Annotated in this window: 16 protein-coding genes; 8 read left to right on the top strand and 8 right to left on the bottom strand. The window is 72.0% G+C overall.

Annotated elements, in window-relative coordinates; genetic code table 11:
• Window positions 1-17: 17 nt before the first annotated feature.
• The 5 genes from ABZ910_RS23380 to ABZ910_RS23400 are packed head-to-tail and all read right to left on the bottom strand — an operon-like array spanning window position 18 to window position 4477.
• Window positions 18-1262, bottom strand: a complete 1245-nt coding sequence (locus ABZ910_RS23380; protein WP_361368340.1) for a cytochrome P450 — start codon at window positions 1260-1262, stop codon at window positions 18-20.
• A complete protein-coding gene (locus ABZ910_RS23385; RefSeq protein ID WP_361368343.1) occupies window positions 1259-1864 on the bottom strand; it encodes an ATP/GTP-binding protein in 606 nt (201 codons plus the stop codon). Before ABZ910_RS23385 ends, ABZ910_RS23380 begins: the two co-directional genes overlap by 4 nt.
• Window positions 1845-2216 (bottom strand): DUF742 domain-containing protein, encoded by a 372-nt coding sequence (locus tag ABZ910_RS23390; RefSeq protein ID WP_361368346.1) that lies wholly within the window; start codon window positions 2214-2216, stop codon window positions 1845-1847. Before ABZ910_RS23390 ends, ABZ910_RS23385 begins: the two co-directional genes overlap by 20 nt.
• Entirely contained in the window at window positions 2213-2623 is a 411-nt protein-coding gene (locus ABZ910_RS23395; RefSeq protein ID WP_361368349.1) for a roadblock/LC7 domain-containing protein, read from the bottom strand. The genes ABZ910_RS23390 and ABZ910_RS23395 overlap by 4 nt, the downstream gene beginning before the upstream one ends.
• A gap of 3 nt (window positions 2624-2626) precedes the next feature.
• Window positions 2627-4477: an ATP-binding protein gene (locus ABZ910_RS23400; RefSeq protein ID WP_361368352.1), complete on the bottom strand. Its 1851-nt coding sequence runs from the start codon at window positions 4475-4477 to the stop codon at window positions 2627-2629.
• Between the two features lie 331 nt (window positions 4478-4808).
• On the opposite strand from ABZ910_RS23400, the gene ABZ910_RS23405 reads away from it, so the two are divergent.
• The 3 genes from ABZ910_RS23405 (at window position 4809) to ABZ910_RS23415 (ending at window position 7620) form a co-directional block, all read left to right on the top strand.
• Window positions 4809-6059 (top strand): helix-turn-helix domain-containing protein, encoded by a 1251-nt coding sequence (locus ABZ910_RS23405; RefSeq protein ID WP_361368355.1) that lies wholly within the window; start codon window positions 4809-4811, stop codon window positions 6057-6059.
• Window positions 6060-6095: 36 nt separating this feature from the next.
• On the top strand, window positions 6096-7046 hold the full coding sequence (locus ABZ910_RS23410; RefSeq protein WP_361368358.1) for an NADP-dependent oxidoreductase: 951 nt from the start codon (window positions 6096-6098) through the stop codon (window positions 7044-7046).
• Window positions 7047-7227: 181 nt separating this feature from the next.
• Entirely contained in the window at window positions 7228-7620 is a 393-nt protein-coding gene (locus ABZ910_RS23415) for an anti-sigma factor antagonist (protein WP_361368361.1), read from the top strand.
• Between the two features lie 30 nt (window positions 7621-7650).
• Here the strand turns inward: ABZ910_RS23415 and ABZ910_RS23420 are convergent, their stop codons facing one another.
• The gene (locus ABZ910_RS23420; protein ID WP_361368363.1) at window positions 7651-8610 is read right to left on the bottom strand and encodes a ribose-phosphate pyrophosphokinase; all 960 of its coding nucleotides are present in this window, start codon (window positions 8608-8610) and stop codon (window positions 7651-7653) included.
• A gap of 144 nt (window positions 8611-8754) precedes the next feature.
• Here ABZ910_RS23420 and ABZ910_RS23425 point away from each other — a divergent pair, with 144 nt between their 5' ends.
• From ABZ910_RS23425 to ABZ910_RS23435, 3 genes are all read left to right on the top strand, one after another.
• Window positions 8755-9444, top strand: a complete 690-nt coding sequence (locus tag ABZ910_RS23425; protein ID WP_361368366.1) for a DUF4230 domain-containing protein — start codon at window positions 8755-8757, stop codon at window positions 9442-9444.
• A gap of 260 nt (window positions 9445-9704) precedes the next feature.
• On the top strand, window positions 9705-10202 hold the full coding sequence (locus ABZ910_RS23430; RefSeq protein ID WP_361368494.1) for a VanZ family protein: 498 nt from the start codon (window positions 9705-9707) through the stop codon (window positions 10200-10202).
• A 155-nt stretch (window positions 10203-10357) separates the two neighbouring features.
• Window positions 10358-11218 carry a glycoside hydrolase family 16 protein gene (locus tag ABZ910_RS23435; protein ID WP_361368369.1) on the top strand — a complete coding sequence of 287 codons (861 nt, stop codon included), beginning with the start codon at window positions 10358-10360 and terminating at the stop codon, window positions 11216-11218.
• A gap of 15 nt (window positions 11219-11233) precedes the next feature.
• Here the strand turns inward: ABZ910_RS23435 and ABZ910_RS23440 are convergent, their stop codons facing one another.
• Complete coding sequence (locus ABZ910_RS23440; protein ID WP_361368372.1) at window positions 11234-11479, bottom strand: hypothetical protein; 246 nt, start codon at window positions 11477-11479, stop codon at window positions 11234-11236.
• A gap of 142 nt (window positions 11480-11621) precedes the next feature.
• Here ABZ910_RS23440 and ABZ910_RS23445 point away from each other — a divergent pair, with 142 nt between their 5' ends.
• Together ABZ910_RS23445 and ABZ910_RS23450 are read left to right on the top strand one after the other, a co-directional pair.
• Window positions 11622-12644 carry a PHP domain-containing protein gene (locus ABZ910_RS23445; RefSeq protein ID WP_361368496.1) on the top strand — a complete coding sequence of 341 codons (1023 nt, stop codon included), beginning with the start codon at window positions 11622-11624 and terminating at the stop codon, window positions 12642-12644.
• A gap of 91 nt (window positions 12645-12735) precedes the next feature.
• A complete protein-coding gene (locus ABZ910_RS23450; RefSeq protein WP_361368375.1) occupies window positions 12736-13710 on the top strand; it encodes an SDR family NAD(P)-dependent oxidoreductase in 975 nt (324 codons plus the stop codon).
• An 87-nt stretch (window positions 13711-13797) separates the two neighbouring features.
• On the opposite strand, the gene ABZ910_RS23455 is transcribed toward ABZ910_RS23450, so the two are convergent.
• The gene (locus ABZ910_RS23455; RefSeq protein ID WP_361368378.1) at window positions 13798-16977 is read right to left on the bottom strand and encodes a cytochrome P450; all 3180 of its coding nucleotides are present in this window, start codon (window positions 16975-16977) and stop codon (window positions 13798-13800) included.
• Between the last annotated feature and the right edge of the window lie 231 nt (window positions 16978-17208).

Consider the following 17208-nt stretch of genomic DNA (forward strand, 5'->3'; position numbering starts at 1 on the left):
CCGAGAGCCCGTGCGGATCAGGGTGCGAACTCCACCGGCAGGCTGTCCAGTCGGGACTCCCAGGTGGAGGCCGTCGAGGTGAGTTCCTCCGCCGGGACCGCCAGACGCAGGTCGGGCAGGCGGTGGAGCAGGACGTCCACGGCCGTCTCGATGATGGCCTGGCCCAGGTTCTGGCCGGGGCATTCGTGCGGGCCCCCACTGAAGGCCAGATGGGACTGGTTGCCGACGACCGAGGTCTCGGAGTCGGGCCGGATCTGCGGGTCCATGTTGCCGGCCGCCAGGCCGAGGACGATCAGGTCGCCCTTCTTGAGGGCGCAGCCGCCGAGTTCGAGGTCGGAGGTCGCGAAACGCCCCGGCAGCACGGCGAGCGGCGGGGTGTTCCACATCACCTCCTCGACCACCGTGGTCATGTCCAACTGCCCGCTGACCAGCCCGGCGTGCCGGGAGGGGTCCGTGAGGATCAGCTGAAGCGCCCGGGCCAGCAGGTTGCTGGTCATGGTGTGGGCGGTGATCAGCACCAGGCGCAGGTGGTTGACCAGTTCGTCCTCGTCCAGGCTCGCGTCGTGCCCCAGGAGCCCGGTGGCGAAGTCCGAGCCCGGCTCCGCCCGCTTGCGGGCGGCGAGTTCGGCCAGGACACCCATGATCCGCTCGTTGTGGGCGAGGGCGTCCGCGCCGCCCTTCATGAGCTGGTTGCTGGACTCGGCGAGGCTGCGCCCCTCGCGCTCGGCGAGCCCGAACACCCGGGTGAGGACCAGCATCGGCAGGTACTCGGCGAAGTCCGTCACCAGGTCGGCGCGGCCCGCGTCCGCGAAGGCGTCGATCTGCTTGTTCGCGAAGTGCGTGATATGGCGGCGGATGCCTCGGCCGGTCACCGCCTGGAGGTTGTCGGTGACCGCGGCACGCAGCCTGCGGTGCGGCTCGCCGTCCTGGGAGACGCAGTCGGGGCGCCAGCCCAGCATCGGGATGAGCGGCGAGGTCTCCGGGACCCGGCCCTCCTGCCAGTCCCGCCAGATCCGTGAATCCCGGCTGAACTGCGACGGGTTGTCCAGCACGCGCCGGATCTCGCGGTAGCCGAGCACCAGCCAGGCCGGGATGTCACCCTCCAGCAGTACGGGGGCGACGGTGCCGTACCGCTTGCGCAGCCGCGCGTAGATGTCGTGCGAGTCGGTCTCCGACTCCTCGCCGTAGAGCCGGGTGATGCCGGCGCCGTGGGCGACGGGGCACCCCGACGGGGCGGCGAGGCCCTGGGGCTGGTCGTTCATCGGGCCTCCACGGCGACGGCGGAGCGTTCCTGCAGGTGACGTATCAGCGCGACGAGCACGTCGCGGCTGGAGGTCCGGTCACGGGCGTCGCAGACCACGACCGGGGTGTGCGGGGAGATGTCCAGCGCGTCCCGGATCTCCTCGACCGGGTGCTCCTGGGAGTCGGGGAAGACGTTCAGGGCGATGACGAAGGGGACCTTCAGCCGTTCCATCTCCTCGATCGCCCGGAAGCTCGACGCCAGCCGGCGGGTGTCCACCAGGACGATCGCGCCGAGCGCACCCTTGAACAGGCCGTTCCACAGGAACCAGAAGCGCTCCTGGCCCGGCGTCCCGAACAGGTACAGCATCAGGCTGTCGTTGAGGCTGATCTTGCCGAAGTCCAGGCTGACGGTGGTCTGCGTCTTGTCGGCGACGCCGATGAGGTGGTCGCTGCCGACGCTCGCCTGCGTCAGGGTCTCCTCGGTGGTGAGCGGCTTGATGTCGCTGACGGAGCGGACCATGGTGGTCTTCCCGGTGCCGAATCCGCCGGCGATCATCACCTTGACCGAGCGCGTGCCTCCGGCACCGGAACTGCCGGGGTGGTCAAAGCCGTTCAAGTCCACTGAGTACCTCCTGAAGGAGCGCGAGGTCGAGCCCGTCCCCGGCATCGTGCGCCGGGATGGGGTCACGGGCTTCGACGCGGCCTGCGTCCAGCAGATCCGCCAGCAGCACCGCGAGAATGTTGAAGGGCAGTCCGAGGTGGGCGCCGAGTTCGGCGACCGACAGCGGGTCGCGGCAGCGCCGCAGAATCTCCTCGTGCTCGTGCTGCATGCCCGCCGCGGGGTCGCTGCGGGAGACGATGAGGGTAGCCACGTCGAGAGTCGACGCCGACCCGTCCGGTCGGCTGCGTCCTTTGGTGAGGACGTAGTAACGCTCCAGTCCGGACGGGTCCGTGGGCCGGCGGGGAGCACTCATCCAGAGTGCTCCTCCTGGCGCGGGGTGGTGCCGAGCAGTTCGCCCATCCTGCGGGCGAGGTCCCTCATCTGGTGTCCGAGCAGGCCCTGGTCGAGGCCCTCGCGGGCGAGCACGCCGAGATACGTCTCGACGCCCGCCCGGACGACGAAGAGGTGGCCCCCGTCGACCTCGATCATCGCGAGTCTCAACTGGCCCGCGTACGTGGGGAACTGCTCGGCGACCGGCTGGGCCAGGGCCTGCAGCCCGGCCACCACGGCCGCGAAGCGGTCCACGTCGTCGGGGTCTTCGGCGCCGAAGGAGGTGATGGCCTTGCCGTCGCTGGAGGCCACGAGGGCGAAACGGATCTCCGGGATGCTCTCCACCAGATCGCGGAGCGCCCAGCTCACGTCGGTTCCCTGTTGCGTCATGGACTAGTCGCTCTCTTCAGTGCGGTGCTCGATGGCCTCGCGTCCGTCGGTCGTCGCGGGCGGTGCGGTGGTTTCGGATCCGGCACGGTGTGCCGGGGCCGACGTGCGCGGGTCGGGGATGTCGCTGCTCGCGGTGGCGAAGGCGGCCAGGCCCGCGAAGGACTCGTCCGGCGGGATGGCCGAGACACCGCCGGTGTCTCCAGGGGCGGTACGGCCGGACCGCTGCGGCTCCTCCGTCTCGCGCCGCCTGCTCCTGCGCCGGGGCAGTCCCCCGGGCGTGGTCTCGGCCGACTCGCCGGCCTCCGCCGCCACGGGTTCACGGACGGCCGGGCCACGGGACGGGGCCGCGGCCGAGGCGGTGGGCCTGGCGGTCGCCGCACCCGGGGCGGCGGCCCGGGCGGCGGCGGGCGTGGTCACCGGCAGCGGGCTGAAGTACTTGTGCGGGACCACGACGACCACCGAGGTGCCGAGCCAGGGCGAGTCGGCGAAGGTGACGCGGATGCCGTAGCGGCGGGCGAGGATGCCGACGACGCGCAGGCCGATGTTGGCGTCCTCCGAGATGCCGCCGAGGCCGGGCCCGGCCTGGGTGCCCGCGAGAGCGTGCGCCGCCTCGCGCTTCTTCTCCTCGCTCAGGCCCTTGCCCGAGTCCTGGATCTCGATGCCGACGCCGTTCGGCACCTGCTTGCCGGACACGGTCACCGGCTCGGTGGGGGGCGAGTAGCGGGCCGCGTTGTCCAGGAGGTGGGAGAAGATCAGCGTGAGGTGGTCCACCAGACCGCCGTCTACGCCGAGTTCGGGCAGGTGGCGCACCTCGACCCGGTGGAAGTCCTTGATCCGGCCGATGCCGCCGCGGACCACGCTCAGCAGGCGCTGCGGCTCCTGCCACTGCCGCCCGGGCCGGTCCGCGCCACCGAGGACGCTGATGCTCGCGGCGAGCGAGTCGGCGGGGCCGAGCGCCTGGTCGAGCTCCATCAGACCGCGAGCCACGGCCGGCAACCGCCCGTGCTCGCCCTGCAGTTCGTGCAGCCGGCCGCGGAGCTTGCTGGTGAGGACGTGGATGCGGTTGCCGAGGCTGATCACGGCCTGCTCGGCGGAGGTGGAGCGGTTGAACTCCTCCTCGATGCCGATCAACGAGGTGCGCAGGATCTTGCGCAGCTCCGCCTGCAGCTCCGCGTCGACCTTCGCGCACTGGTCCGCGGAGGGCAGCAGGTCGTCGATGGCGTCGCCGGCCCGCAGCCGCTTCAGCGCGTCGGGCAGCTGCTCGCCCCCGAGGCGTCCGACGGCGGCCCGCTGGTGGGCGAGTCGCTCCTGCCAGTCCTCGTCCTGCTCGGCGAGGTGCGTCTTGTGCGACTGGGCCTGGTCGGAGAGCTGCGTCTCGTACGACTGGGCCTGGTCGGCGAGCTGCGTCTCGTACGACTGGGCCTGGCCGGCCAGCCGCTCCTCGTACACCCGTGCCTGGTCGGCGAGTTGCGCGTCGAAGGCCGCCGACTGCTCGCCGAGGCGGTCCTCGTGGGCGGCCGCGTGGTCGGTCAGCTGCTCGTCGAGGGCGGCGCGTTCCGCGCTGAACTTCCGTTCCAGCCCCACGACATGCTGCTGCCACTGCTGGGCGTGCTCGGCCTGCGCGGCGCGGAAGCCCTCCTCCGCGCTCCGCAGCCGCTTCTGCGAGCGGATCAGGAGCCGTACGCATACCGAGCCGGTGGCCGTCGCGGCCGCACCGGCGACGGCGGCGGTGACATGCTCCGAGCTCATGAACGTGGCGGCAACCGTCCCGCCCCCTAGGGCCAGAGGCATCAGCCACCAGCTGTACCAGGCGACAGGTGCCCGCGCCGCCGGTGGCGGAGTGGCGAGTTCCATCTGCATCCTTCGAAAGCAACACGATCGACTTGGGGGGTGTGCAACGGCCGCACTCGCGTCTACACGTGACGAGCCGCCCGACCCGTGAAGGCCGGGGTCAACTCGTGGTGACGCACTGGAGCTTATCGGGTCTGAACCCTAGAAGATCAACCGCAGCCGATCGCGGAGGTGAGGATTCCGTCACTCGCGAAGGCCGTCTCACCTCGGCGAACCCCCGTTCGGCGCAGGGGACTTGTCGACACGTCACTTGTCACCGCGCCACAAAGCACGACCGGACAACTGTTCGCAGGGCAAGAGCCCCGGCCGGTTACCGGCCGGTAAAGTCACCCCCGTGCCGAAGAGAGCCGCGACGGGGGACGTCCCTGCGGGCGGCCCGTTCAAGGCGTTGCCGCCGGGCCTGCCCGACCGCCTCAGACCACTTCTCGACGACATCGTCGAGGAGGTGGTCCAGGCGATCAGAACGGAGATCCCCGAGTACGAACGCCCGATGGACGACGCCTACACACAGGGTGTCCACCGGGGGGTGGACCACGCCCTGCGCGGGTTCCTGGAGCGGATGGCCCGTCCGGACACCGGTTGGGAACCGGTGCAGGAGACGTACCGGCGCATCGGCCGCGGCGAGGCGGAGGAGGGGCGCAGTCTCGACTCCTTCCAGTCGGCGCTGCGGCTGGGTGCCCGGGTGACCTGGCGCCGGGTGAACGCGCTGGTCGACGCGGGCCGGCTGCCGCGCCATGCCCTGGGCGCCATCGGCGAGGCGCTGTTCCTGCACCTGGACGAGATGGCGGCCGCCACGACCGCCGGCTACACCGAGGCCCGGCTGCACGCGGCGGGCGAGCTCCGCCAGCGCCGTGCGCGGCTGGTCGACCTGCTCACCGCCGACCCGCCGGCCTCGGCCGAGGCGATCGCGGACCTCGCGCAGGCCGCGCGCTGGACCGTGCCGCGGGCCGTCGCGGTGGTGGTCGTGGACCACGCGCCGCGGGCGGGGGCGGAGCCCATCGTGCCGCCGGAGTTCCTCGCCCGCTTCGACGTACAGCCCGCCGTCCTGGTCGTACCGGATCCGGAAGGGCCGGGGCGGGGGCGGGCGGTGGCCGGGGCCCTGCACGGGATGCGCGGGGCGATGGGCCCGACGGTGGCGCTCCGGGAGGGCGCGCGGTCGCTGCGCTGGGCGGCCGAGGCGCTGGAGCTGGTACGGCGGGGCGTGCTCGCGGACGCCGGGGCCGGCACCGGGATCGTGCGCTGTCAGGACCACCTGTCCACGCTGCTGCTGTCACGTGACAACGCGCTGCTGGACGCCATGGCGGAGCTCCGGCTGCGCCCGCTGGAGCAGGTGCGTCCGCCGCAGCGCGAGAGGTTGGCCGAAACACTGCTGAGCTGGTTGCAGTCCGGCCGGGGAGTTGCCGAGGTCGCCGCGCGTCTCGCCGTGCACCCGCAGACGGTCCGCTATCGGATGCGCCAGCTGGACGAGCTGTTCGGCGATCTGCTCCACGATCCGGCGGCCCGCTTCGAGATGCAACTGGCGTTGCGCGCCCGGGTGCTGAGGCAGGGCTCGGCCCGGGGGGAGCACGGCGGGCCTCCGCCGTAGTGGGACGGGTCGCCGGTCTCCGGCGTCCGGGGCACGATGGAGGGCGTGACTACGATGCGCGCGATCAGTCAGGACGTCCTCGGCGGTCCCGAGGTGCTGAAGGAAGTGGAGGTGGAGCGGCCCGTGCCGCGCCCGAACGAGGTGCTCGTCCGGGTGCGTGCCGCCGGTGTCAATCCGACCGACTGGAAGCACCGGGCCACCGGTGGCTTCCTGGGCGAGCCGCCGTTCGTCCTGGGCTGGGACGTGTCCGGGGTGGTCGAGGAGACGGGCATCGGCGTCGCCGCGTTCAAGCCGGGGGACGAGGTCTTCGGGATGGTCTCCTATCCGTTCGGCCACGGCACGCACGCCGAGTACGTCACCGTCCCGGCCCGCGCCCTCACCCACAAGCCGGCCGGGATCGACCACACCCAGGCGGGCGCACTGCCGCTGGTGTCGCTGACCGCGTGGCAGGCGCTGGTGGAGACAGCGGGCCTGCGGCGGGGCCAGCGGGTGCTGATCCACGCGGCGGCCGGCGGGGTCGGCCATGTGGCCGTGCAGATCGCCAAGGCGCGCGGGGCGTACGTCATCGGGACGGCGAGCGCGGGCAAGCACGACTTCCTGCGGGAGATCGGCGTCGACGAGCCGATCGACTACCGGAGCACCGACTTCGCGGAGGCGGTCCGGGACGTCGACGTCGTGCTGGACACGATCGGCGGCGACACCGGGCTCCGTTCGCTGCGCGTGCTGCGGCCGGGCGGGATCGCGGTGTCGATCCTGCCGGTCGGCTCCCAGGAGTTCTACGACGAGGCCGAGCGGCTGGGTGTCCGTGCGGTCCGCATGCTCGTCGACGCCGACCGCGCCGGGATGCGGGCGATCGCGGAACTGGTCGAGGCGGGCCAACTGCGCGCCACGATCGCAGGGACCTTCCCGCTGTCCGAGGCGGCCAAGGCGCACGAGCTGGGCGAAACGGGGCGGACGAAGGGCAAGCTGGTTCTCCTGGCCGACTGAGCCGCACATCGACCGCAGCAGGACGAACCACCGCCGGACAGGACGAGTCGGCGCCCGGCAGAAAGACCGGCGTCAAACTCGATGACATATGTCAATCGAACATGCTCAAATTCCTTCCATCGAGGGTAGCTTGCAGGGCGGAACACGGAGTTCCCCGGCAAGGGTGGAAGGTGATGCCGTCGTGCGACAGGAGCCGCGACAGGAACCCGCACCACGGCTGGAACAGCTGCGTGTCCACGAGGCCCGCGGCCATACGGTGCTGGAGCTCCGCGGTGAGATCGACATCGCGGCGGCCACGGAGATCGGGCCGTACCTGGACCGGGTGACGGACCGGCCCGGCGTCCGGGTCGTCATCGACCTGCGGCACATCGACTTCTTCGACTGCTCCGGGCTGCGTCTGCTGTACCGGGCCCACCACCGGGTGCTCGACGGCGGCGGGCAGCTGCAGCTCGTCTGCGTCCACCCGCTGACCCTGCGCCTGTTACGGGTCACCGGTCTGTCGCGGCTGCTGCCCCCGCGGCCGACGCTGGACGCGGCCCTGGACCGGTCCGAGGCCTCGTCCGGTCCGGTGTGACCGCGCCCTTCCCCGTCGGTCGCGCCTCCCTCAGGGGGACTCGGCCGGCGGTGCGTCGAACAGGGCGCTGACGGACTCGCCGTTGTGGATGCGCCGGACCGCCTCGGCGAGCGCCGGGGCGATCGACAGCACCTGCAGCTTGCCGGTGCGTTCCTCCATCGGCACCGGCACCGTGTTCGTGCACACGATCTCCAGCACGTCGGGCTGCTCGCTCAGCCGCTTGAGCGCGCCCGCCGCGAACAGCCCGTGCGTGCAGGCCACCCGGATCGACCGTGGCCCCAACTCCCGCAGTTTTTCGAGGAGTTCCAGTACGGTGCTGCCCTTGGCGATCTCGTCGTCCAACACGATGACGTCCCGCCCGGCCACCTCGCCGATCACGGAACTGATGCTCACCCGGTCGTCCGCGAACCGCTGCTTGGCGCCGGCCGCGACCCGGGCGCCGATCAGCCGGGCGAACGCGGCGGCCTCCTTGGCGTTGCCGAGGTCGGGCGAGACGACGGTGGTGCGCGTCAGGTCGTACTGCCGGAAGTGCACGGCGAGTTCGCGCAGCGCGTGCAGGTGGTCCACGGGCACCGGGAAGAAGCCGTGCACCTGGGGCGAGTGCAGGGTCATGGCGAGGACCCGGCTCGCGCCCGCCGCCACCATCAGGTCCGCCACGAGCCGGCCGCCGAGGGAGATGCGCGGGGCGTCCTTCTTGTCGGAGCGGGCGTAGGAGTAGTGCGGCATGACGACGGTGATCCGGCCCGCTGAGGCGCCCCGGGCCGCGTCGCACATCATGAGCAGTTCGACCAGGTGCTCCTGCACCGGCCGGACGAGCGGCTGGACCAGGAAGACGTCCCGCTCCCTGCAGTTGGCCTGAAGTTGCACCTCCAGGCAGTCGTTGGCGAACCGGCTGACGCGGGCGGGACTGAGTGGCACGCCGAGATGGGTGCACACCTCCCGCGCCAGCTCGGGATGGGCAGTGCCACTGAAGACGGCGATGTCTCGCACGATCCGCTCCTCGCGTGATCATTACGGGCTGCGAGCTCATGCTACTGAAGCGGCGCCCGCCGGCCGGGCCGAGGGGCCGATCAACGCGCCGGTCTGGCAAGGCCGTTGGGTGGGCATGCGGACAGGGGAAAGGAGACCCTCGACATGACGACTTCCCTCGGACACACGCCCGGGCGCACGGGGCCGCACCCGCCCCGGCGCATGCCGGGCTGGGCCAAGGCGGTGACCGCGATCGCGGTGGTGCTCGTGGTGCTGTTCGCCGGCATCCGGCTGGCCGTACTCCCGGGATTCAAGGACCTGTTCGGCACCGAGACCCGCGACCGGTCGGGCCCCGCACTCCTCAAGTCCATCAAGGACATGAGCCGTTACGACGCCGCCTCGGGCAACTTCCAGGTCGTGGTGGACCTGGAGAAGGACACCAAGTACCTGCCCGACGCGATCCGCGGCACCCGCACCCTGTACGTCGGTGCCGGCACGGTGGAGGCGTACGTCGACCTCGGCCGGCTCGGCGCGAAGGACGTGTCGGTCAACGGCGACCGCACCTCGGCCACGCTCCGGCTGCCGCACGCGCGACTCGGCCGGCCTGCCCTGGACGCCGACCACTCGTACGCCGTCTCCAAGCAGCGCGGGCTGCTCGACCGGCTCGGCGACCTGTTCTCGGACAACCCGAACAGTGAGCACGCCGTGCAGCGCCTCGCCGTCCGGCACATCGGTGAGGCGGCCAAGGACAGCGGGCTGACCGCCCGGGCCGAGGCGAACACCACCGGCATGCTCGAAGGGCTGTTGCACTCCCTGGGCTTCAAGGAGGTGCACGTCTCGTACGGGACGACGTGACCGGATGCCGTCCCGTGGAGACCGGAGAGGGCATCCCTTGTTCGACAGCGGGTAACTGCCAAGGCACACAAGATAGTTGAAGACAGGAGGACGGAATGGCCCGGGCCGCCTCGCAGCCGCGCGCAACGAGGAAGGGACGCACCGCCGGAAAAAACCGTACGACCGGCAAGGGGCGCACGATCAGCAAGAAGCGTGGCGCCGGAAAGGGAAGCGCCGCGAAGAAGGGGCGCCCTGCCGGAAAGGGAAAGGCCGCGAAGGCGATCCAGGGGCACGTGCGACGGTGGGCGGACGCCGGCCGCAAGGCGCTGCCCTTCCTCGGCCGGATGCTCGCCATGCTGTGCGCCTTCGCGTTCATGGTGGCGTTCGCCGTCGAGCTGGCCCGGCTCACCCTGGAGCCGTCTCCCGCGTCGGAGGCGCTCACCCACACCAACCTGCACCCGGGCAGCACCATCAAGACCTATCTGGACCAGCCCGAACTGCGCGACGCCGTACGGCAGATCGGCGGGAACCTGGTGCTGGGCATCCCGTTCGGGGTGCTGGTGCCGGTGCTGGCGCCGCGAGCGCGCGGCATCGTGAAGGTGCTGCTGCTCACCGCGATCGTGATGCTCCTGGTGGAGCTGGCGCAGGGCGCCCTCGTCAGGGGGCGGGCGTTCGACGTGGACGACGTCATCCTCAACACCTCCGGGGCGCTGGTCGGTTACCTGGTGCTGGGGCGGTGGCTCGGCCGGACGGTGCACGCACGGAAGGGGAAGGACTGACCGTCGGGAGGGGGAAGGAGCGACCGGCCGAGATTGGTCCGTACCAAGGGATTGACGGGCCCCTGTGCCACTCCTTGAATCAGGAGGCGACGCCCTTACCCCCCACCTCGGACGGCGCGTCCGTGTCCCGGGCCCGCCGTACGGAAGGGAAAGCCGTGACTCCCCCACGCATGCTCCGCGGCTGTCTGTACGCCGCCCTGTCCGCCGGTCTCGTCGCGTCCGCCGCCATCGCCCCCGCGCGGGCGGACGCCTCGACTCCCCGCGCCGCCGCGACGTTCAGTGACACCTTCGACGGACCGGCGGGCGCCGGCGCCGACTCCGCCACATGGCAGACCGAGACCGGCGACAACGTCGACAACCACGAGCGGCAGTACTACACCGCGAGCAACGCCAACGCGGCCCTCGACGGCCAGGGCCATCTGGTGGTCACCGCCCGGCGCGAGAACCCCGCGGGCTACCAGTGCTGGTACGGCAGCTGCCAGTACACCTCGGCCCGGCTGAACACCGCGGGCCGGTTCACCGCGCAGTACGGCCACGTGGAGGCCCGGATGAAGCTCCCGCGCGGGCAGGGCATGTGGCCCGCGTTCTGGATGCTGGGCAACGACCTCGGGCAGTTCGGCTGGCCGGCCTCGGGCGAGATCGACGTCATGGAGAACGTCGGCTACGAGCCCGCCACCGTCCACGGCACGATCCACGGCCCCGGCTACTCCGGCTCGGGCGGTATCGGCGCCGCCTACTCCCTCCCCAGCGGCCAGGCCTTCGCGGACGGCTTCCACACCTTCGCCGTCGACTGGTCCCCCGGCTCGCTCACCTGGTCGGTGGACGGCAGCGTCTACCAGCGGCGCACCCCCGCCGACCTGGGCGGGAGGACATGGGTGTTCGACAAACCGTTCTTCCTGATCCTCGACCTGGCCGTGGGCGGCTCCTGGCCGGGCGACCCGGACGCCTCCACGGTGTTCCCGCAGCAGCTGGTGGTGGACTCCGTCTCGGTGACGACGGGAAACACCACGACCTGATACGCCGAACGGGCCCTAGCGGAGCTTCCAGGTGAACTTGTCCCCGCCCACCCAGCGGACCACGTCCGGGTCGTCCAGGTCGTGGACCGTGATGCCGTACGCGGCGGCGGCCTCCAGGACGTCGGTGACGGTCGTCGCCTCGCCGACCACCTCGCCGTCGATCTCCACGATGCGGAAGGGCGGGCGGCCCGGTTTACCCTCCATGACCCGGAGGACGAGGATCCGTGGGTGCGAGATGTAGGGGCTCTCAATCTCGGTCATGCAATAGAGCGTAGAGCGCAATGACCGGAAATGAGGGATGTGGGCAACCGATCGCCGACCCCCGCCATCCGTCGTGCGGCACCCCGGGGGCTGCGCGATCCTGGAGCCGGAGACGGCGGCGCGGGCGGAGGTGGCGGTGGCGATGGAGCCCGTCGAGGCGCTGGACCGGATCGCCTTCCTGCTGGAGCGGGAGCTGGCGCCGACGTACCGCGTACGGGCCTTTCGCACCGCCGCCCGGGTGCTGTCCGACCTGCCCGAGGCCGAGGTCGCCGAGCGCGCCGCCGGCGGCACGCTGGAGTCACTCAAGGGCGTCGGCCCGAAGACCGCGCAGGTGGTGCGCGAGGCCCTGGCCGGGCAGGTGCCGGACTACCTGCGCACGCTGGAGGACGCGGCCGGCGGCCCGCTCACCGACGGCGGGCGGGAACTGCGTGGGCTGCTGCGCGGGGACTGCCATCTGCACTCCGACTGGTCCGACGGGGGCAGCCCGATCGAGGAGATGGGCCGCACCGCGGCGCGCCTCGGGCACGAGTGGGCCGTCCTGACCGACCACTCACCGCGTCTGACCGTGGCCCGCGGGCTGTCGCCGGAGCGGCTGCGCGAACAGCTGAAGGTGGTGGCCGCCCTGAACTCCGTGTGGGCGCCGTTCCGGCTGCTCACCGGTATCGAGTGCGACATCCTCGAGGACGGCTCGCTGGACCAGGAGCCGGAGCTCCTCGAACAGGTCGACGTGGTGGTGGCGTCCGTGCACTCCAAGCTGCGGATGGACGAGCGCGCGATGACGCGCCGGATGATCGCCGCCGTACGCGATCCCCACACCGACATCCTCGGTCACTGCACGGGGCGGCTGCGGGGCGAGCGGGAGCGGCCGGAGTCGGCGTTCGACGCGGACGCGGTGTTCGCGGCGTGCGCCGAGTCGGGCACCGCTGTGGAGATCAACAGCCGTCCGGAGCGGCTCGATCCCCCGCGACGGCTGCTGCGCCGGGCCGTCGACGCGGGCGTGCTCTTCTCGATCGACAGCGACGCGCACGCGCCCGGCCAGCTCGACTGGCAGATCCTCGGCTGCGCGCGGGCCGAGGAGTGCGGGGTGCCCGCCGAGCGCGTGGTGAACACATGGTCCGCGCCCGAGCTGCTGGCCTGGACCCGGGACGGGCGTACGCCCGGATGACCGGGGGGTGCCGGGGAGCGACAGGCAGCGGTCACTCTCCTCCCCGGTTCCACTTGACTTTGAGAGCACTCGAATCCGTAGCGTTCCGGGTATGAGCACTTCTGCACAGCACAAGATCGGTTCGGGCTTCGGCGCCGACAGCACCGCCGACGACGTTCTGCGGGGCATCGACCTGACCGGCAAGCTCGCGATCGTCACCGGCGGCTACTCGGGCCTGGGCCTGGAGACCACCCGTGCGCTGACCAAGGCGGGCGCCCGCGTCATCGTCCCGGCACGGCGGCCCGACACCGCCCGGGAGGCGCTGGCCGGCCTCGACGGCGTCGAGGTGGACGAGCTCGACCTCGGCGACCTGGACAGTGTGCGCGCCTTCGCCGAGCGCTTCCTGGCCTCGGGCCGCACCATCGACATCCTGATCGACAACGCCGGGATCATGGCCTGCCCGGAGACCCGGGTCGGGCCGGGCTGGGAGGCGCAGTTCGCCACCAACCACCTCGGGCACTTCGCCCTGGTCAACCGGCTGTGGCCGGCGCTCGAGCAGGGCGGTGCCCGCGTCGTCTCCGTCTCCTCCCGCGGCCACCACCTCTCCCCCGTGCGGTGGGACGACGTCCAGTGGCGCGAGGGCTACGACAAGTGGGCGGCGTACGGCCAGTCGAAGACGGCGAACGTGCTGTTCGCCGTCCACCTCGACCGGCTGGGCCGCGACGCGGGCGTACGGGCCTTCTCGCTCCACCCGGGCGGCATCATGACGCCGCTCCAGCGGCACCTGGCCAAGGAGGAGATGGTCGAGCGCGGCTGGATCGACGAGGACGGCAACGCGCTGAACCCCGAGGGCTTCAAGACCCCGCCGCAGGGTGCGGCCACGCAGGTGTGGGCGGCCACCTCACCGCAACTGGACGGCGTGGGCGGCGTGTACCTGGAGGACTGCGACATCGCCGAGCCCGCCCCCGCGGACGGCGAGCGGGTCGGAGTGAAGGACTGGGCGACCGACCCCGAGCAGGCGGCCCGCCTGTGGCAGCTGTCCGCGGAGCTGACGGGCGTGAACGCCTTCTCCGACTCAGGTCACTAGGGCCTGTCCGGACGCAGAAGCCCGATGGGCGCACGCACCCCGTGCGCCCATCGGGCGTTTCCTTCCGCGTCAGCCGGCTTCTGCGCGTCAGCCGGCCGCGTACACGTCCTCGACGTAACGCCCGTCCGCCACCAGCGTGTCGAGCCACCGCTCGGCCGCCGCCTCGTCGGCGCCGGGCGTGCGGTCGCGGTACAGGGCGCGGAACGCCTCGCGCACGCCGGGCGCCATCCGCGAGCCGTCGCCGCAGACGTACACCCGGGCACCGGCGTTCAGCAGCTCCCAGACCTCGTCGGCCTCGGCGGCGATGCGGTGCTGGACGAACATCACCGAGCCCTCGGGGGCCACGCTGAACGCAGGCCGCATCGAGACCGCGCCGGAGGCCACGGCGGCGCAGAGTTCCCCGGCGTGCAGGAAGTCGGCGTCGGGGGCGTCGCAGCCGAAGTAGCAGAGGGCGGGGGCGAGTTCGGCGCCCGCGGCAAGCGCCCTCGTACGGTCGGCGATGGCGCCGCGGAAGGGGGCGAGGCCCGTGCCGGCGGCGACCATGATCACGGGCTCCGGGGCGGTGCTGTCGATCCGGAACACCTCACGGCAGGGCTGGATGCGCGCCAGCACGGTGTCGCCGGGCCGGAGGGCGGCGAGGTGGGTGGAGGCGGTGCCCCGGAAGACGCCCTTGCCCGACCGCGCCGGGGCCTCGAGCACCGAGACCATGAGGTCCACGTGGCCGGGGTCGACGGCGGGCGACGACGAGATCGAGTAGGTGCGCGGGCGCAGCGGGTTGAGCAGATCGAGGAGGAGCGGCCAGTCCAGGGCGCCGCACAGGGCCGGGTGGTCCTCGACCACCTCGACGAGGGTGCGCGGGTCGTCGGTCAGCGCGGCGAGGGCCACCTTCTCCGGCGGGCACGGGTTGGCGTCGGCGAGCGCCGCCAGCTGGTGCGCGGTGGGCCGTCCGTGCAACTCCAGGTGATGTGTGAAAAGTTGGCGCACCGTCAGCGGACGGTCCACGGCGATGCCGTCGCGGCGCGGGCGCGCGGCCCGGATGTCCAGGACGGTGTCGAGGTCCACGCCGAAGGCGGCGGCGGTGCGCTCGACGAGCTCCGGGGCGTTCCCCGGCATCACGGTGATGTGGTCGGCGGTGCGGTAGCCGACACCGTCGGGCAGCGCGAGACGCAGGAACCGCTTGACGCGCGGGTAGCCGGGGGCGGTGAGGTCGTACGCCTCGGTGACCGTCATCGGCACCAGCTCGTGGCGCTCGGCGAGGGTGTCCAGCGGACCGCCGGTCAGGGCGCGGACCTCGTAGGCCGTGCTGGGCTCGGCCGGGGCGGCGGTGGCGTCCGGGTCGCCGTACTGCTCCAGCAGGGCGGTGCGCATCCGGGCGGTGAAGTCGCGGACGGTGCCGGTGAGGTCGCCGGAGGCGTCGGCGGCGGCGCGCTCGGTGAGGCGGGTGGCGCCCAGTTCGGCGAGGCGGGCGTCGACGCGGGTCGGCACGTGCTGGTAGGTGGCGGCCCAGTTGCGGTCGCCGACGCCGAGGACGGCGTACGTCACTCCGGTCAGGTCGGGCGTGCCGTCCAGCCACGCGTGGAAGGCGGTGGCGTCGTCGGTGGGGCGGCCGTTGTACGAGGCGGCCGTGATGATGACGGGCCGGTCGGTGGGCAGGCCGCCGGCGAAGGCGTCCAGGGGCGCGACCTGGGTTTCGCAGCCGAGGGCGGCGGCCGCGTCGGCGAGCTGTGCGGCGAACTCGCGGCAGGTGCCGTAGTTGCTGCCGTGCAGGAGGAGGGCGCCGGTGCCGGGCAGGACGCGGGCGGGGAGGGCGGCCGAGTCCGACGCGGCCTGTGCCGCCTTGGCCGCCGAGCCCGGCAGGGGCGTGTGCATGCGGTCGACCGGGGTGCGCGGGGTGAGGGTCAGGGTGAAGCCCTCGGGCTTAAGGGTCAGGGTCTCCTTGACCGTGAGGGCGTAGTCGGCGTGGTCGTGCAGCCGGTAGCGGTGGACGAGCATCGCCAGCAGCATGGTCGCCTCGTGCAGCGCGAACTGCCGCCCGATGCAGGCGCGTTCGCCGGTGCCGAACGGCTTGAAGGCGTGCACGGGCCGCGCGGCCTCCGCCTCCGCGGTGAACCGGGAGGGGTCGAACAGCTCGGTGTTGTCGCCCCACACCGGCTGGCGGTGCAGCATCGAGGTCATCACGGTGACCGGCTGCCCCGCCTTGAGTGGTATCCGGCCGCCGAGCATCGTGTCCTCGACGGCGCGCCGGGTGAAGGCGGGGGCGGTCGGCCACAGCCGCAGCGCCTCGTTGAGGACCTGCCGGGTGTACGTCAGCCTGCCGACCTCGTCGTACGTCGGCTCGGGGTCCGGGGTGTCGCCCCACAGCGCGTCGGTCTCGCGCTGGACGAGCTGGAGCGCGGCCGGGTGCTTGGCCAGGTAGTACAGGGCGAAGGACATCGCGCTGGAGGTGGTCTCGTGCCCCGCGATCAGGAAGGTGATGACCTGGTTGCGGATGTTGGCGGCGTCGAGCTTGGTGCCGTCGGCCGGGTGCTCGGCGGTGAGCATGAGACCGAGGAGGTCCGCCGCGTCGCTCTGGTCGGTGCCGGCGCGGGAGGCGATGACGTCGTCGACGACCTGGGCGAGGTAGTCGGCGTCGCCGCGGAAGGCCTCGTCGACCGCCGAGTAGTCCTTGCCGGGGACGCGGGCGAGCCGCAGCATGCTCCACTCGAGGCAGCGGACCATCGACTCGACGAAGGGGTGCGGCTCGTCCCGGTCGAAGGAGCCGAAGTCGTAGTCGAATCCGGCGAGTCCGATGGTGTCGAGCGTCATCCGGGTCATGTCGTCGGGGACGTCGACGGCCTGACCGTCCTTCGCGGCGCGGTCCCAGGAGTCGATGAGCCGCCGGGCCACCTTCAGCATCACGGGGTGGTAGGTGCGCATCGAGCCGAGCGCGAAGGCGGGCATGAGGATGTCGTGCGCCTTGGCCCAGTTGGGCTCGTCGTTGTACGCGGTGAACAGCCCGTCGGCGGCGAAGGCCCGCACGTTCTCCAGCGCCGGCGAGATGTGCTTGGCGAACCGCTCCTCGTCGGCGAGGTCCGCCACCAGGTCCGCTTCGGCGACGAACAGCGTGTCCCACCCGTGCAGTCGGCGCACGAGCGCCGGGCCGTGCTCCCGCATCAGCCCCATGACCTGCTGGATCGGGGTGCGGCCGGGGCCGGTGGCGGAGATGTCGACGACGGGGACACCGAGCAGGGTCTCCCCGGCTTCGGGGTGCAACGCGGTGGGAGGCATGGCGCTACAAGGCCTTTCGCGGTACGGAGGGTACTGCGCTCCAGCGTGGTCGACCGGGGACCCCGACCGATACCGGGTGACTACATGATCGCGTAGTGGAAAGTGCCCGCGGGATCTTGCGTTATGCCAGCTCGATGCCGTAGCACCAACGCCCTAGCAGTAGGCTCCGACCTGCACGTTCATGGTCGATGGAGGCGGTGGCCCGGTGCGTTGGGAGGTGCGGACGGCGGC

It is taken from the genome of Streptomyces sp. NPDC046805 (assembly GCF_040645355.1).
In the GTDB taxonomy this organism is placed as follows: Bacteria; Actinomycetota; Actinomycetes; order Streptomycetales; family Streptomycetaceae; genus Streptomyces.